This is a genomic window from Streptomyces sp. NPDC104381 (genome assembly GCF_055583745.1).
The window spans coordinates 481,426-495,597 of the sequence record NZ_JBVJNK010000004.1 but is presented as its reverse complement, the minus strand read 5'-3'; the positions used below and the strand labels follow the sequence as shown (position 1 = coordinate 495,597).

General features: G+C 70.9%; 14 protein-coding genes. 3 read left to right on the top strand and 11 right to left on the bottom strand.

Features of this window, described 5'->3' with window-relative positions; all coding sequences use genetic code 11:
• The first annotated feature begins 34 nt into the window (after positions 1–34).
• Positions 35–1,462, top strand: a complete 1,428-nt coding sequence (gene pyk / locus ACZ607_RS16065) for a pyruvate kinase (protein ID WP_469735303.1) — start codon at positions 35–37, stop codon at positions 1,460–1,462.
• A gap of 87 nt (positions 1,463–1,549) precedes the next feature.
• Here the strand turns inward: pyk and ACZ607_RS16060 are convergent, their stop codons facing one another.
• From ACZ607_RS16060 to ACZ607_RS16045, 4 genes are all read right to left on the bottom strand, one after another.
• Complete coding sequence (locus tag ACZ607_RS16060) at positions 1,550–2,818, bottom strand: RNA polymerase sigma factor (RefSeq protein ID WP_469735302.1); 1,269 nt, start codon at positions 2,816–2,818, stop codon at positions 1,550–1,552.
• Positions 2,808–3,374, bottom strand: a complete 567-nt coding sequence (locus tag ACZ607_RS16055) for a DUF6114 domain-containing protein (RefSeq protein WP_469735301.1) — start codon at positions 3,372–3,374, stop codon at positions 2,808–2,810. Before ACZ607_RS16055 ends, ACZ607_RS16060 begins: the two co-directional genes overlap by 11 nt.
• A gap of 92 nt (positions 3,375–3,466) precedes the next feature.
• Positions 3,467–4,108 carry a DUF6230 family protein gene (locus tag ACZ607_RS16050; RefSeq protein WP_099174418.1) on the bottom strand — a complete coding sequence of 214 codons (642 nt, stop codon included), beginning with the start codon at positions 4,106–4,108 and terminating at the stop codon, positions 3,467–3,469.
• Between the two features lie 600 nt (positions 4,109–4,708).
• Complete coding sequence (locus tag ACZ607_RS16045) at positions 4,709–5,686, bottom strand: tetratricopeptide repeat protein (RefSeq protein ID WP_469735300.1); 978 nt, start codon at positions 5,684–5,686, stop codon at positions 4,709–4,711.
• A 317-nt stretch (positions 5,687–6,003) separates the two neighbouring features.
• Here ACZ607_RS16045 and ACZ607_RS16040 point away from each other — a divergent pair, with 317 nt between their 5' ends.
• Positions 6,004–6,639, top strand: coding sequence for a TetR/AcrR family transcriptional regulator (locus tag ACZ607_RS16040; RefSeq protein WP_469735299.1), 636 nt, complete (start codon positions 6,004–6,006; stop codon positions 6,637–6,639).
• A 7-nt stretch (positions 6,640–6,646) separates the two neighbouring features.
• Here ACZ607_RS16040 and ACZ607_RS16035 read toward each other — a convergent pair whose 3' ends face one another.
• The 4 genes from ACZ607_RS16035 to ACZ607_RS16020 all read right to left on the bottom strand — a co-directional run bounded on the left by ACZ607_RS16035 (position 6,647) and on the right by ACZ607_RS16020 (position 10,718).
• Positions 6,647–8,347: an acyl-CoA mutase large subunit family protein gene (locus tag ACZ607_RS16035; protein WP_469735298.1), complete on the bottom strand. Its 1,701-nt coding sequence runs from the start codon at positions 8,345–8,347 to the stop codon at positions 6,647–6,649.
• Between the two features lie 83 nt (positions 8,348–8,430).
• Complete coding sequence (locus ACZ607_RS16030; RefSeq protein WP_469735297.1) at positions 8,431–8,763, bottom strand: DUF3817 domain-containing protein; 333 nt, start codon at positions 8,761–8,763, stop codon at positions 8,431–8,433.
• Positions 8,764–8,829: 66 nt separating this feature from the next.
• Positions 8,830–9,339: a MarR family winged helix-turn-helix transcriptional regulator gene (locus ACZ607_RS16025; RefSeq protein ID WP_469735296.1), complete on the bottom strand. Its 510-nt coding sequence runs from the start codon at positions 9,337–9,339 to the stop codon at positions 8,830–8,832.
• A gap of 32 nt (positions 9,340–9,371) precedes the next feature.
• A complete protein-coding gene (locus tag ACZ607_RS16020) occupies positions 9,372–10,718 on the bottom strand; it encodes an MFS transporter (protein ID WP_469735295.1) in 1,347 nt (448 codons plus the stop codon).
• 69 nt (positions 10,719–10,787) lie between these two features.
• Between ACZ607_RS16020 and ACZ607_RS16015 the strand changes: the two genes are divergently transcribed.
• The gene (locus tag ACZ607_RS16015) at positions 10,788–11,774 is read left to right on the top strand and encodes an ArsR/SmtB family transcription factor (protein WP_469735294.1); all 987 of its coding nucleotides are present in this window, start codon (positions 10,788–10,790) and stop codon (positions 11,772–11,774) included.
• A gap of 16 nt (positions 11,775–11,790) precedes the next feature.
• Here the strand turns inward: ACZ607_RS16015 and ACZ607_RS16010 are convergent, their stop codons facing one another.
• From ACZ607_RS16010 to ACZ607_RS16000, 3 genes are all read right to left on the bottom strand, one after another.
• Complete coding sequence (locus ACZ607_RS16010) at positions 11,791–13,089, bottom strand: glycosyltransferase family 2 protein (protein WP_469735293.1); 1,299 nt, start codon at positions 13,087–13,089, stop codon at positions 11,791–11,793.
• Between the two features lie 297 nt (positions 13,090–13,386).
• A complete protein-coding gene (locus tag ACZ607_RS16005) occupies positions 13,387–13,680 on the bottom strand; it encodes an MTH1187 family thiamine-binding protein (protein ID WP_015578763.1) in 294 nt (97 codons plus the stop codon).
• Positions 13,677–14,027: a DUF3817 domain-containing protein gene (locus ACZ607_RS16000; RefSeq protein WP_099174426.1), complete on the bottom strand. Its 351-nt coding sequence runs from the start codon at positions 14,025–14,027 to the stop codon at positions 13,677–13,679. The genes ACZ607_RS16005 and ACZ607_RS16000 overlap by 4 nt, the downstream gene beginning before the upstream one ends.
• Positions 14,028–14,172: the final 145 nt, after the last annotated feature.

Here is a 14,172-nt window from a genome sequence, read left to right as displayed (position 1 = left end):
TTCCGCAGTGAAACAAACCGATAGGATCCGCCTCATGCGCCGTTCCAAAATCGTCTGCACCCTCGGTCCCGCCGTCGACTCCCATGAGCAGCTCGTCGCTCTGATCGAGGCCGGCATGAGCGTGGCCCGTTTCAACTTCAGTCACGGTACCCACGAGGAGCACCAAGGCCGTTACGACCGCGTCCGCAAGGCCGCGGCCGAGACCGGCCGCGCCGTCGCCGTGCTCGCCGACCTCCAGGGCCCCAAGATCCGTCTCGGGAAGTTCGCCGAGGGCCCCGTCGAGCTGGTCCGCGGGGACGAGTTCGTCATCACCTCCGAGGAGGTCGCCGGTGACAAGTCGATCTGCGGCACCACCTACAAGGGGCTGCCCGGTGACGTCGCCAAGGGCGACCCGATCCTGATCAACGACGGCAACGTCGAGCTGAAGGTCGTCTCGGTCGACGGCCCCCGGGTCACGAGCATCGTCATCGAGGGCGGTGTCATCTCCGACCACAAGGGGATCAACCTCCCGGGTGCGGCGGTCAACGTCCCCGCGCTGTCCGAGAAGGACGTCGAGGACCTGCGGTTCGCCCTGCGGATGGGCTGCGACCTGGTCGCGCTGTCCTTCGTACGGGACGCCGAGGACGTCAAGGACGTGCACAAGGTGATGGACGAGGAGGGCCGCCGGGTCCCCGTCATCGCCAAGGTCGAGAAGCCGCAGGCCGTCGAGCACATGGAGGGCGTCGTCGCCGCCTTCGACGGTGTGATGGTCGCCCGTGGTGACCTCGCCGTCGAGTATCCGCTCGAGAAGGTCCCGATGGTGCAGAAGCGCCTCATCGAGCTGTGCCGCCGCAACGCCAAGCCGGTGATCGTGGCGACCCAGATGATGGAGTCGATGATCACCAACTCGCGGCCGACCCGCGCCGAGGCGTCCGACGTCGCCAACGCGATCCTGGACGGCGCGGACGCGGTCATGCTGTCGGCGGAGTCCTCCGTCGGGGCGTACCCGATCGAGACGGTCAAGACGATGGCGAAGATCGTCGTCGCCGCCGAGGAGGAGCTGCTCTCCAAGGGCCTCCAGCCGCTGGTGCCGGGCAAGAAGCCCCGTACGCAGGGCGGTTCGGTGGCCCGCGCGGCCTGCGAGATCGCGGACTTCCTGGACGGCAAGGCCCTGGTCGCCTTCACCAAGTCCGGCGACACCGCCCGCCGTCTCTCCCGCTACCGCACGGCCCAGCCGATCCTGGCCTTCACCACGGAGGAGTCGACCCGCAACCAGCTCGCGCTGAGCTGGGGCGTCGAGTCCTACGTCGTCCCGCACGTGGACAACACCGACGCCATGGTCGACCTGGTCGACGCCGAGCTGCTGAAGCTGAACCGCTACAGCGACGGCGACACGATGGTCATCACGGCCGGCTCGCCCCCCGGCGTCCCCGGCACCACCAACATGGTCCGGGTGCACCACCTGAGCGGCGAGCGCGCCTGACGCCCCGTACGACACACGACCGTGGCCCGCACCCCTTGACGGGGGTGCGGGCCACGGTCGTCGTGCGGCTCCCGGACGGGTCTTCGGTCAGCTGTTGCCGCCGGTGAAGTAGTTCTGCAGGCCGGGGACCTTGAGCGATCCTCCGAACTGCCCTGCCTGCTTCACCGTGGCGTTGGTGAAGAAGGCGAACGGCACGTTCAGCGGCGGCGGGGTCTCCGGGCTGAAGGTGACGGGGATGAGGCCGAAGAGGTTGCCCTTCAGCTCCTCCGTGTACATCGTCACGGTGCCGTTGCGGATGGTGGAGGTGGAACCCGCCTCCGCCTTGACGTGACCGGTGGTGCCGGCCGGACCCTTCGTCAGCTGGTGCAGGTCCTTGATGTCGATGGTGTCGGCGGTGAACTTCAGCACCTTCTTGACGCTGCCGTTGTACGTCTTCACCTCGACGATGCCCGCGTAGTCGAGCCCCGTGAGCGTGAGCTTCGAGGTCTCCAGCGTCCACGGGTCGTCCGGCAGCAGCGGGACGCCCTGCTCCAGGTCGGCCGCGGCGAGCGCCTCGGGGTCGGCGGTCGGGCAGGGGAAGCGCTCCTTGGCGCCGTCCGGGATGTCCTCGTCCTTGACCGGGTCGAGGCCCTTGACGTCCTCGTCGAGGTCCTCGACGCCCTTGCCGGCCTTCTCCGCCGCGTCACGGATGGCGTCGGCGGTCTTGTCGACCGTGTCCTTCGCCGCGCCCGTGGCCTTCTCGACGGGCTTGGTGGTGGCGCTCTCCGACGGCTTCGGGGCCTCGGTGGTGGCACTGGGGGACGGCTCCGCCGTCTCCTTGTCCGGTCCGTCGAAGAGGTCCTTCAGCGCGTCGCCGACACCCAGCGGGTCGAGGGGGTTCTTCGACTTGGTGGGCGTGGGGGTGGCCGACGTGGCGGCCTTGTCCCCGGCGCTCTCCCCGGACGTGTCGTCCTTGGAGGCGCTCGCGCTGGCGGAGGGCTTCGGAGCGGTCGTCGCGTCGTCCTTGCCCGCGTCGTCCTTGCCCGCGTCGTCCTTGCCGGCGTCGGCGGACGGCGTGGCGCTCGGGGTCGGCTCCGTCTCGGGTTCCTGAGACTCGGACGGCTCGTCGGAGCGGGTGACGCACGGTCCGGGCGCGAAGGGGATGTCCGAGCTGTCGTCGGCCATGGCGAGCTTGGGGGTGAGGCCCATGCCCACGAAGACGGCCGTCGGCATCGCGGCGAGCGCGAACGCCTTCTTGCCCGCGGGCATGTGGAGCTTCGTCAGGAGCGACTTCCTGGGCGCCGCGTGGCGGGGCCCTCTTCGGCCCGGAAGATCCTCCGGTCCGATGTCGTTCAACTGCCTGTCATCACCCCGCACGATGCCTCCCACCGTCGGCCTCCACCGCCGCCTTGAACAGCGTCGGCCTCCGCGGGGCCTCGGCGGTGTCGTGGGACTCCTGACGCTGCTCCGGCAACTCGGAGGTGCTGTCCCCGGACCTCTGGGCCTCCGCGTCGCCGGACGCCGGCGCGGCCTTCGCCTCACCCGGCACCCAGGCGATCGACAGGGCTCCGCCGAGGAGGGAGAACAGGAAGCCGATGATGAAGCCGCCGATGTTGGCGACGGGGATGGAGATCAGCGCGAGCAGGATCGCGGCGACACCCGCGAACACCCTCACGATGTGGTGGAACCACATCGTGAGGCCCAGCGTGATGAGCAGGACCCCGATGATCAGCGACCCCGCCCCCGCGGTGGTGGACATCGCGATCGTCATGTTGCCGAGGTGCATGTTGGCGTACGGGAAGTACGCGATGGGTAGACCACCCAGAATGGTGAACAGGCCCGCCCAGAACGGCCGGTTACCCCGCCAGGTGCGGAATCCCCGCCGGTAGACGGTGAGGTAGTGCTCGTTCTGCCCTGTGGACTCGGGGCTCATGGAAAACAGCTCCCTGGAACCGGTACTGCTGTGAGAAGAGAAGGGGTGGGCAGCCGGAGGCCCTCACGGGACTCCGGCCACCCGGGCGAGTGCTAGAAGCACTCCTTGACGCCCTTGTGCAGCTTCAGGCTCAGGTTGCTGAGCTTGAAGGTGCCGGCGGTGGTCGCCCACGCCGTCTGCTCCACGTTGGACAGCGTGGCCGTCTTGGCGCGCTGCGCGAAGCCGTTCGGGTTGACGGCCTTCTCGGTGCCGGACTGGATACCGGGCTTGCCCACCGAACCGGCGGCGACGCCGATGTCGATGTTCTCGAAGTACGCGTCCGCGTCGAGCTGGGCCACGTCGAGGTACAGGTTCGTCGCCTCGACGGGCTTCTTCGGGTCGGTGCCGGCCTTCAGCTGAAGGCTGACGCTGCCGAGACCGAAGGGCAGGTCGGGGGTGACGACCGACTGGCACATGTTGGTGATCGTGGCCTTGCTGAAGCCCGACACCGCCACCGGGTGCGCCGCGTCGTTGCCCTTGAGGTCCTTGCCGACAGCGACGCTGCCGTACTGGACGAAGTCCTCACCGACGAGCTTGTCGGTGGAGACCTTGAAGCTCTGACCGGAGACGCTGAACGACGCGGCGAGCGCGCCCTGCGCCAGGCCGACGCCGACTGCGGCGGTCGCCACGACGCTCGGCACCATGACCAGAGCGAAACGCTTCCATCTGGTACCACCGCGAACCTGCGAACTCATAAATTTCCTCCTTCTCGGACGTACATCTCCGGTACGGGCATGGTGCCCGCCCTGGGATGGGAGAAGTGCTACGTCCTCGGGAAGGAGAGCGCCCGGACCGGAGGCGCGTACCGCATCCGAATCACCGGCGATCACCCCCGAGCGACAACCACTGGCCGCGCGTCTGCGCGGCCGGTTCGGACAGGCCCTGCCCAGGGGCAGGAACCCCCCTGTCCGCGATCGGCGCCACTGCCGCCGACCACCCGGTGGGGACCCAACAGACCCACCTGCGCCGACTGGCCGTCGGGCCGGCGGGTATTGGACCGAGCGTGGCCGATCGTGGTGCATTCCCGGCCGCGACACAAGGGGGGTCGTTACTGACTAGTAACGACCCGATAACCAGGATGCGACAGGGGGATACCGCCCGGCCACACAGGGTGGCACCAAAGGGACGTGCGAATAGCGGGATTACAGCCCGAAACCGGACAGACCACTGAGGGCGATTTACTGCGAGTAACAGTGCGTACTTTTATCAAGTTTTGGTAAAGCACACGTGTTGATTGTCGTTCACCCGCGAAAACGGCCGTGGTGCCCCAGGGGCTCCACGGCCGTGTTGTCACATCAGAACAAGACGCGCGCCAGGGCGGTCCGGGCCGAGACGACCCGCGGATCGTCGGGGCCGATCACCTCGAAGAGCTCCAGGAGCCGCAGCCGTACGGCGTCGCGGTCGTCACCGAAATTACGGCGGACCGTCTCGACGAGCCGCCCGAAGGCGTCCTCGACATGGCCGCCCACGAGGTCCAGGTCCGCGGCGGCCATCTGCGCCGCCGGCTCGGCCGGGTTCTCCGCGGCGTCCTTGCGGACCTGCTGCGGGTCGAGGCCCGCGACGCGGCCCAGCAGTTCGGCCTGGGCGAGGCCCAGCTTCGCCTCGGTGTTGACCGGGTCGTCGGCCAGGACGCTCCTGTACGCCTGGACCGCGCCGTCGAAGTCGTTGGCGTCGAGCGCCTGGGCCGCGGCTTCCAGCTGCGCGTCGTACGGTCCGGCGGGCACCTCGGCGGGGGCGCTCTCCTCGCCGCCGGCTCCGGCCTCCGGGTCGACGGCGATCCCGGTGAGACCGAACCGCTCCTCGCCGACCTGGATCAGCTGGTCCAGCGTCTGGCGGATCTGGCTCTCGGGGGCCGCGCCCTGGAAGAGCGGGAGGGCCTGCCCGGCCACCACCGCGAAGACCGCCGGGATGCCCTGGATCCCGAACTGCTGCATCAGCATCTGGTTGGCGTCGACATCGACCTTGGCCAGCAGGAAGCGGCCGTTGTACTCGACGGCGAGACGCTCCAGGAGCGGGCCGAGCTGCTTGCACGGCTCACACCACTCGGCCCAGAAGTCGATGACGACGGGCACTTCGGTGGAGCGCTGGAGGACGTCGGTCTCGAAGCCCGCCTCGTCGACGTCGATCACCAGGGAGGCGGGTGCGACGGCACCGCCACCCCCCTGCCGGGCGGACTCCGCGCGGGCCTGCTCCGCCTTCGCCTTGGCGTCGCCGGCCGCCTTCACAGCGGCGAGGTCGACGACGCCGCTCATGGACATGTTCCTAGGCTGCATACGTACATCCTCCCCCCTGTGCGCACTGTTCCGGAAAGCGATCCGCGAACCGGTCCCGTCCACAGCCACGCCGGTGTGCGTGGCGCGCGGACGGAAACGGTCCCGGGGCCCTGAAAAACCCCGTGCTCGGCGCCGGGTCCCCACCCGCCGCCTGTGGCTGTCGATCAGTCGTGGCGTCACGACGGCGGACCGTCGCTTCTTACGCTACGACCCGTAGCGTAACTGGCAGGACCCCCTCCGGGGCAAGAGCGAGCGGTGATCTGTCTCACGGATCCCCGGACCGGTCAGCAGTACTTACCGGCCGGTATGGTCGCCGCATGCTGAGCCGCAGCCCCACCGGACCCGCCCGGTCCGGACGACCCCGCAGTGCCGAAGCCGATGCCGCGATCCTGGAGGCGACCCGTGCGTCGCTGGTCGACCTCGGCTGGTCGAAGCTGACGATGAGCGATGTGGCGACGCGCGCGGGGGTCGCCAAGACGACGCTCTACCGCCGCTGGGCCGGCAAGAACGAACTGGTGGTGGACGCGGTCGCCGTGCTCTTCGACGAGCTGGAACTGCCCGACCTCGGCAGCCTCGCGGCCGATGTGGAGGCCGTGGTCCTCCAGTTCGCGGCCCTGCTGGAGCGGCCGGAGACCAAGACGGCGCTGATGGCGGTGGTCGCCGAGTCGACGCGGGACGAGGCGCTCCGGGACCGGATACGCGATTCGATCGTGAACCGGCAGAAGCACCTCGTGCTCCAGGGGCGGGAGCGCGCGCAGGAGCGCGGCGAACTGCCCACCGAGCCGGACGAGGTGGTGGCGGCCCGTACCGCCGACCTGATCTTCGACGTGATCGCGGGTGCCGTCGTGCACCGCGCGCTGGTGAGCGCCGAGCCCGTCGACACCGACTGGGCCCAGCGCTTCACCCTTCTGCTGCTCTCCGGCCTGGGGGCCGCGGCCGCCCAGGCGGACTGACCTCGCCTCAGAAGCCGGGCGGCTCCGTGTAGACGCCCCACTCGTCGCGCAGCACCCCGCAGATCTCTCCGAGGGTCGCCTCGGCCCGTACGGCCTCCAGCATCGGACCGATCATGTTCGAGCCGTCGCGCGCCGCGGCCAGCATCGCGTCCAGCGCACCGCGGACCTTCGCGTCCTCACGGCCCTCCTTGCGCCCGGCGAGCTCGCGCACCTGCTCGCGCTCCACCTCGTGGCTGACCCGCAGGATCTCCAGGTCGCCGGTGACGGACCCGTGGTGGACGTTGACGCCGACGACGCGCTTCTCGCCCTTCTCCAGCGACTGCTGGTAGCGGAAGGCGGATTCGGCGGTCTCGCCGGTGAACCAGCCGTCCTCGATGCCCCGCAGGATGCCGGACGTCATCGGCCCGATGGGGTGCTTGCCGTCGGGGTGCGCCCGGGTGCCGCGCTCCCTGATCTGCTCGAAGATCTTCTCGGCGTCGGCCTCGATGCGGTCGGTGAGCTGCTCGACGTACCAGGAACCGCCCAGCGGGTCGGCGACGTTGGCGACGCCGGTCTCCTCCATGAGGACCTGCTGGGTGCGCAGCGCGATCTCGGCGGCCTGCTCGGAGGGCAGCGCCAGCGTCTCGTCCAGGGCGTTGGTGTGCAGGGAGTTGGTGCCGCCGAGCACGGCGGAGAGCGCCTCCACCGCGGTGCGTACGACGTTGTTGTACGGCTGCTGGGCGGTGAGCGAGACCCCGGCGGTCTGGGTGTGGAAGCGGAGCCACTGCGCCTTGTCGGTCTTCGCGCCGTACGTCTCCTTCATCCAGCGGGCCCAGATCCGGCGGGCCGCGCGGAACTTGGCGATCTCCTCGAAGAAGTCGAGGTGCGCGTCGAAGAAGAAGGAGAGCCCGGGGGCGAAGGTGTCGACGTCCAGGCCCCGGGAGAGGCCGAGCTCCACGTACCCGAAGCCGTCGGCGAGGGTGTACGCGAGCTCCTGCGCCGCCGTGGCCCCGGCCTCGCGGATGTGGTAGCCGGAGACGGAGAGCGGCTTGTAGGCGGGGATGTCGCGGGCGCAGTGCTCCATCAGGTCGCCGATGAGGCGCAGATGGGGCTCGGGCTGGAAGAGCCACTCCTTCTGCGCGATGTACTCCTTGAAGATGTCCGTCTGGAGCGTGCCGTTGAGCACCCCGGGGTCGATGCCCTGGCGCTCGGCGGCGACCAGGTACATGCAGAAGACGGGGACGGCGGGGCCGCTGATGGTCATCGAGGTGGTGACGTCACCGAGCGGGATGTCCTGGAAGAGGACCTCCATGTCGGCGGCGGAGTCGATGGCGACGCCGCAGTGGCCGACCTCGCCGAGCGAGCGGGGGTCGTCGGAGTCGCGGCCCATCAGGGTCGGCATGTCGAAGGCGACGCTGAGCCCGCCGCCGCCGTTGGCCAGGATCGTCTTGTACCGCTCGTTGGTCTGCCGGGCGTTGCCGAAGCCGGCGAACTGCCGGATGGTCCAGGTGCGCCCGCGGTAGCCGGTGGCGTGGAGCCCCCGGGTGAAGGGGTACTCGCCGGGCCAGCCGATCCGTTCGAAGCCCTCGTACGTGTCACCGGGGCGGGGCCCGTAGACGGGCTCCACCGGGTCACCGGAGAGCGTGGTGAAGTCCGCGTCGCGCTTGCGGGCCTTGTCGTAACGGGCCTGCCAGCGGCGGCGGCCTTCCTCGATCTCAGATGCGTCCATGCATCAAATTTACTAGGACGTCCTAGTACATGTCGACGGCAAACCGCCCGGCGTTTTCGCGCGGGGCGGTCCGGTGGTGCCCGTCAGGCCTTGACGGCCTGCGCCGAGCCGTCGGTGATCAGGGGCTCGACCTCCTGGACCACCTTGCGCTCGACGAAGAACGCGGCGGTCGGGATCGTGCCGGAGATCAGCACCCAGAGCAGCTTGCCGACCGGCCACTTCGCCTTGGAACCGAGGTCGAAGGCGAAGATCAGGTAGATGATGTAGAGGACACCGTGGATCTGCGAGACGACGAGCGTCAGACCCTCACCGGTGTCGAAGCCGTACTTGAAGATCATGCAGACGCACAGGATCAACAGCATGACGGCGGTGACGTAGGCCATCACCCGGTAGCGGGTCAGCACACTGCGTTTCATGGCATCGAGCGTAACCGGGCAGCCGGGGCGATCTTGCGGCGCCCTGCCCCGTCGCGACGAGGGACGCTACTCGCCCTCGAAGTCCTGGGCGGCCACCCGCAGCGGGCGCAGCATCGCGAAGATCTCGGCGCACTCCTCGTCGTCGTACGCCCCGAGCCCGAAGTCCATCGCCATCAGGTCCTGGCTGGCCGCCTCGACGACCTCGCGGCCCTTGTCCGTGATGGAGGCGAGGGTTCCGCGCCCGTCGTTCGGGTTGGGGCGCTTGGCGACCAGCCCCGAGCGCACCAGCCGGTCGACGGTGTTCGTCACGGAGGTGGGGTGCACCATGAGCCGCTCGCCGATCTTGGACATCGGCAGCTCACCGGCCTGGGAGAAGGTGAGCAGGACCAGCGCCTCGTAGCGGGCGAACGTCAGCCCGTACGGTTTCACCACCGCGTCCACCTCGGCGAGCAGGATCTGCTGCGCACGCATGATCGACGTGATCGCGCCCATGGAGGGCACCGGCCCCCAGCGCCGGTGCCAGAGTTCCTCGGCGCGGGCGATGGGATCGAAGGGGAGGCTGAGCGGCTTCGGCACGGCACCGACCTTACCCACTGGTCACATGGCGGTCAGCACCGTCTCGCACTTCGGTACCGGACACGCGTTCTACGCACCTCCACGACCAGCAGCAGGGTGCAGAGCGTGCCGAAGGCCCCCGAGTACGCGACCACCTGGTGCACCGGGACGAACTCCGCGGCCAGCCCCGCGAGCGCCATGCCGATCCCCTGGAACGTCATCAGCCCCGCGCTGAGCAGCGTCATGGCCCGGCCCCGCAGGTGCTCGGGCACCGCGTCGACGAACCACTGGTCGAGTCCGATGACGTACGCCGCCCCGGCTCCGGCCGCCACGAGAGCCGCCAGGGCGAGGGCCGTCCCGGGGCGGAACGCGTACGCCACGAGGGGCAGCAGGCCGAGGGCCGCGACCGGCAGGGTGATCCGGGAGCGGGCGCGGGGGGAGAGCGCGGTCCCCACGTACAGCTCGGCACCGATGTGGCCGACGGCCATCGCGCACATCAGCAGTCCGACGGTCGCGGGGCCGGCGCCGATCGCGTCCGCGTACGGCGCCGCGAGGGCCTCCGGGGCGACCACGAAGAAGGCCGGCACCCAGAAGAGCAGGAGCAGCCCCAGGATGCGGCGGTCGCCGAGGACGGCGCGGGCCCCCGCGAGGGACTCCTTGAGCAGGGCGACGCCGGATTCCCCTCCGGTGCGGGCGGGCCGGTCCAGGGTGCCGAGGCGGAGCAGCGCGGCCGAGCAGAGGAAGGTCACCACGGTGACCGTGATCGCCTCGCGCGGGGACAGCACGGTGAGCAGCAGCCCGCCCGCGCCGAAGCCGACGAGGACGGCGCTCTGCGAGACCAGCCGCAGCAGCGAGCGCCCCAGGACGTAGAGGTCGCCCTCCCCGAGGATGTCGGTGAGGGCCGCCGTGCGCGTGCCGGTGAAGACGGGGGCCACCGCGGCGACCGCGCAGCGCAGGGCGAGGAGGCCGCCGACCGGGGTGCCGGGGAGCACCATCACGGCGACGCAGCCGGCACAGATCAGGTCGCAGGTGACGAGGGTGCGGCGGGCGGGGTACCGGTCGGCGACCCCGGCCAGGAGCGTGCCGCCGACGATGTACGGGAGGAAGCCCAGCGCGAAGGTGAGGGCGGAGAGCAGGGGCGAACCGGTGAGGTCGTAGACGAGCACGGTGAGCGCCAGCTCGCTGACGACCACGCCGAGGAGGGAGAGCAGGTGGGCGGCGAAGACCGCCCGGAACTCCCGTACGGCGAAGACGGCCCGGTATCCCCCGGCCCCCGGCCCTGCCTCCGGAGCGGGGCCCGGGCCGGTTGAGGAGGCGCGCTCCGGAGGCAGGGCCGGGGACAGCGCCTTCGCGGCGGGCTCGTCGCGGGGTGTACCCGCCGGGGTGGTGTCACTCGACATGCCCGCAGCCTGGCCGAAGGATCCGGCCGTCCGTAGACTTTCGGCTCACGCCGAAAGTTGAGTGGCCCCATGCCGTTCCATCTGTACTTCGACGAGAGCGACCTGCTCCGCTGCCGCTTCGCGCTCTCCCCGCTCTGGGAGACACAGGAGGCGGTCCGCACGCTCCACCGCCCCGCCCGGCACGGTTACCACCTGCCCTGGCTGCGGCGGATCCGGGAGGGCGCCGTGGGGCTGGACCTCGCGCCGCTGTGGCTGCTGATGCCGGACCCCGGCCACAACCCGGACTTCATCTGCCCGCCGCCGCTCGGGCCGCTCGCCACCTTCGCCCAGGAGATCGAGGCCGTACGCGCGACGGATCCGGCCACCGCCCGCGACGACATGGCGCTCGCGCTCGCCGACACCCCGGGCGCCCTGCACTCCCCCGCAGGGCAGCGGATGCTGGCCGAGCCGGCGCGGGCGGTGCGGGAACTGGCGGACCTGCTGGAGCGCGCCTGGAAGGTGATGGTCGAGCCGCACTGGCCCCGGCTGCGCGCCCTGCTGGAGGCGGACATCGCCTACCACTCGCGCCGTCTCGCCGAGGTGGGCTTCGGGCGGCTGCTCGGCGAGATCAGCCCGCGGCTGCTCTGGGCGGACTCCACCCTGACGGTGGCCGGCACCAGCGGGAACCACCGCCGGGTCCTGGGCGGCCAGGGCCTCGTCCTGATGCCCAGCGTCTTCGTCTGGCCGGATGTCGTCGGAGGCTACGAACCTCCCTGGCAGCCCGCCGTGATCTACCCCGCGCGCGGCATCGGCGGGCTGTGGACGGAGGCCGCCGACCGTACGCCCGACGCGCTCGCCCGACTGCTGGGCAGGGCCCGCGCCGACGTGCTGTGCGCCCTCGGCGAACCGGCGGGGACGAGCGCGCTGGCCCACCGGCTCTCGCTCGCCCCGTCCTCCGTGTCCGCGCACCTCTCGGCCCTGCGCGCCGCGGGGCTGCTCACCTCGCGGCGCTACGGGCACCAGGTGCTGTACGAGCGCACCCCGCTGGGCATCGCGCTGGCGGCCCAGGAACACTGAGCGGCGCCCGCACGGCTCAGCTGCCGCCCGCGGAGGAACCCGCCGGGGAGGCGGCGGCCAGGGCGGGCTCCGCCTCCTGGACGGGTCGCGCCCCTGCCCGCGACCGTTCGTGGGCGGCTCGGGCCCCGCGCTCCCGCAGCAGCGCGAAGGACCACACCACGACCGGGGCGAGCGCGGTCACCAGGGCCGACAGCGCCCAGACGCGCAGCGCGGGGTGGGTGACGGCCAGCAGGCAGCTCAAGGCGGCGAACAGGCAGGTGACGACCGCCAGGGGGCGGCGGACCAGCGTGAGGGTGTAGCCGAGGAGCCGTCCGGGCTCCACCCGGAACAGCGCCTTCGCGTACTGCCTGACGAGCCTCCCGTACGCCTCCCGGGAGCGGCGCGGCCGCCGGGTGAAGACGTCCGCCCGGGCGACCGGGCCCTCCACGACGGCCGGGACGTCAGGGGTGTGGACGGAACGCCAGTACCGCCCGCTCAGCGGGTTGCGCAGCCGGTGGATCGCGAAGCCGGTGGCGATGTCCTCGGTGACGGACTCGTGGAATCCGCCGGCCTGGCGCAGGGCCGCGACCCGTACGACGTGGCCCGTACCGGTGAACGCGGGGGCGCCGTAGCGGTTGCCGGCCCGCTGGCCCAGCGCGTGGAAGACGTCGCGCGGGGAGCCGCCCGCCCGGGAGCCGGCCGGGGCGGCGCCCGCCTGGAGCCGCGGCCCGACGACGAACGCGATGTCGGGGTCACGGAAGTAGCCCGTCGTGCGCTCCAGGAACCCCTGCCCCGGGACGTGTCCGGTGTCCACGCGGGCGAACAGGTCGTAGGCGTCACCGTGCTTGGCGAGCCAGGCGTTGTAGTTGCCGTGCTCCGTCCCCGTCTCGTGCGGGCCCTCCTCCCGGTTCCACTCGGGCACCCCGAGGCGGGTGAAGTGGTGCACGCCCAGCTCGGCGCAGAGCATCCTGGCCTCCGGGTCGTCGCCCTCGTCGAGCAGCCAGACGTCCAGCGGGCCGGGGTGCCGCATCCGTACGGCGCCCTCCAGGCTGGCCCGCACCGTGGAGAGGGGCTCCCTGCCCGGCACGTACGTGAGGAGGAAGGCGAGCACGGTGCCGGGCTCGGGCGTCACCGGGACCGGGTCCCTGGCCACGGACACGGCATGGGCCACGGCGGCGGCGCCGGCGAGCGCGAAGAGCTCGATCACGCCGACGGAGACCAGTGCCACGGAGTCGGCGAGCACCAGCCACCTCCGGCCTTCCCCGCGCGCGGTCCAGTGGGTGGGCCACAGGACGTGGAGCAGCAGCAGTCCGGTGACCGCGGGGGCGAGCGCCATCAGGAGGACCGCTCGTATTCGGTACCTCTCGGTGCGCCGGGGGCGGCGGAACCGCACCCGGTACCTCGCCCTGGGCGGCTCTGCGAGCGGACCCGTGGGACAGCCGCGGCTGTCGTGGTCGTGACCTCCGGACGGCATCACGCCTCCCATGGTCGAATATGCCGGTATCCCCACAGAAGGGGACATATGACAAGGTGTCGACCCGGCAGGGTCCGACCGAGGGGATCCTTCGCCCGAACGGGAAACCCCCGCCTCCGGGGGCTCCGGGGGCGGGGGTGCGTACGGCGTCGCGGGGGGTCAGCCCGCGAGGTGGCGCTCCACCGTCTCGACCTTGGAGGTGAGTCCGTCGGTGACGCCCGGCCGGATGTCGGCCTTCAGCACCAGGGAGACGCGGCCCGCACGGGCCTCGACGGCGGCGACGGCGCGCTTCACGACGTCCATGACCTCGTCCCACTCGCCCTCGATGGAGGTGAACATGGCGTCGGTGCGGTTGGGCAGCCCGGACTCCCGGACGACCCGGACGGCGTCGGCGACGTACTCACCGACGTCCTCGCCGACACCCAGCGGGCTGACGGAGAAGGCGACGATCATGCGCTGACCGTCCCCTCGGCGCGGGCCCGGGCGGCGATGACGCCGTCGGCCTCGTACTTCTTGAGGAGCTTCTCGCCGTAGAGCCCGCCGAACGGCAGGACCGCGAGGAGGAAGAAGAGGGCGACACGCTTGAACGGCCACTTGGCCTTGGCCCACACGTCCAGCAGGAACACCAGGTAGATGGTGAAGAGGATGCCGTGCAGCATGCCGAGCGGCATCATCAGGAAGTCGATGTCCGAGACCCGGCTGAGCACCGAGCCGAAGAGGATCAGCGCCGGGAAGGACAGCGCCTCGGGAAGCGAGATGAGGCGCAGCCGGTGCAGGGCGGAAGCGGTCTTGATGTCCACGAGGGCACCTTCGGTGGGAGGGGCGTGTCGGCTTGTGAACGCAGGCACAAGCACAGCCATTGTGGCATCGCTCCCGGCCCTCCCGGGCGGGGGGTCCGCCCAGGCCGCCGGAGCACGTATCGGCGCATATCAGGGTCACCTCCGG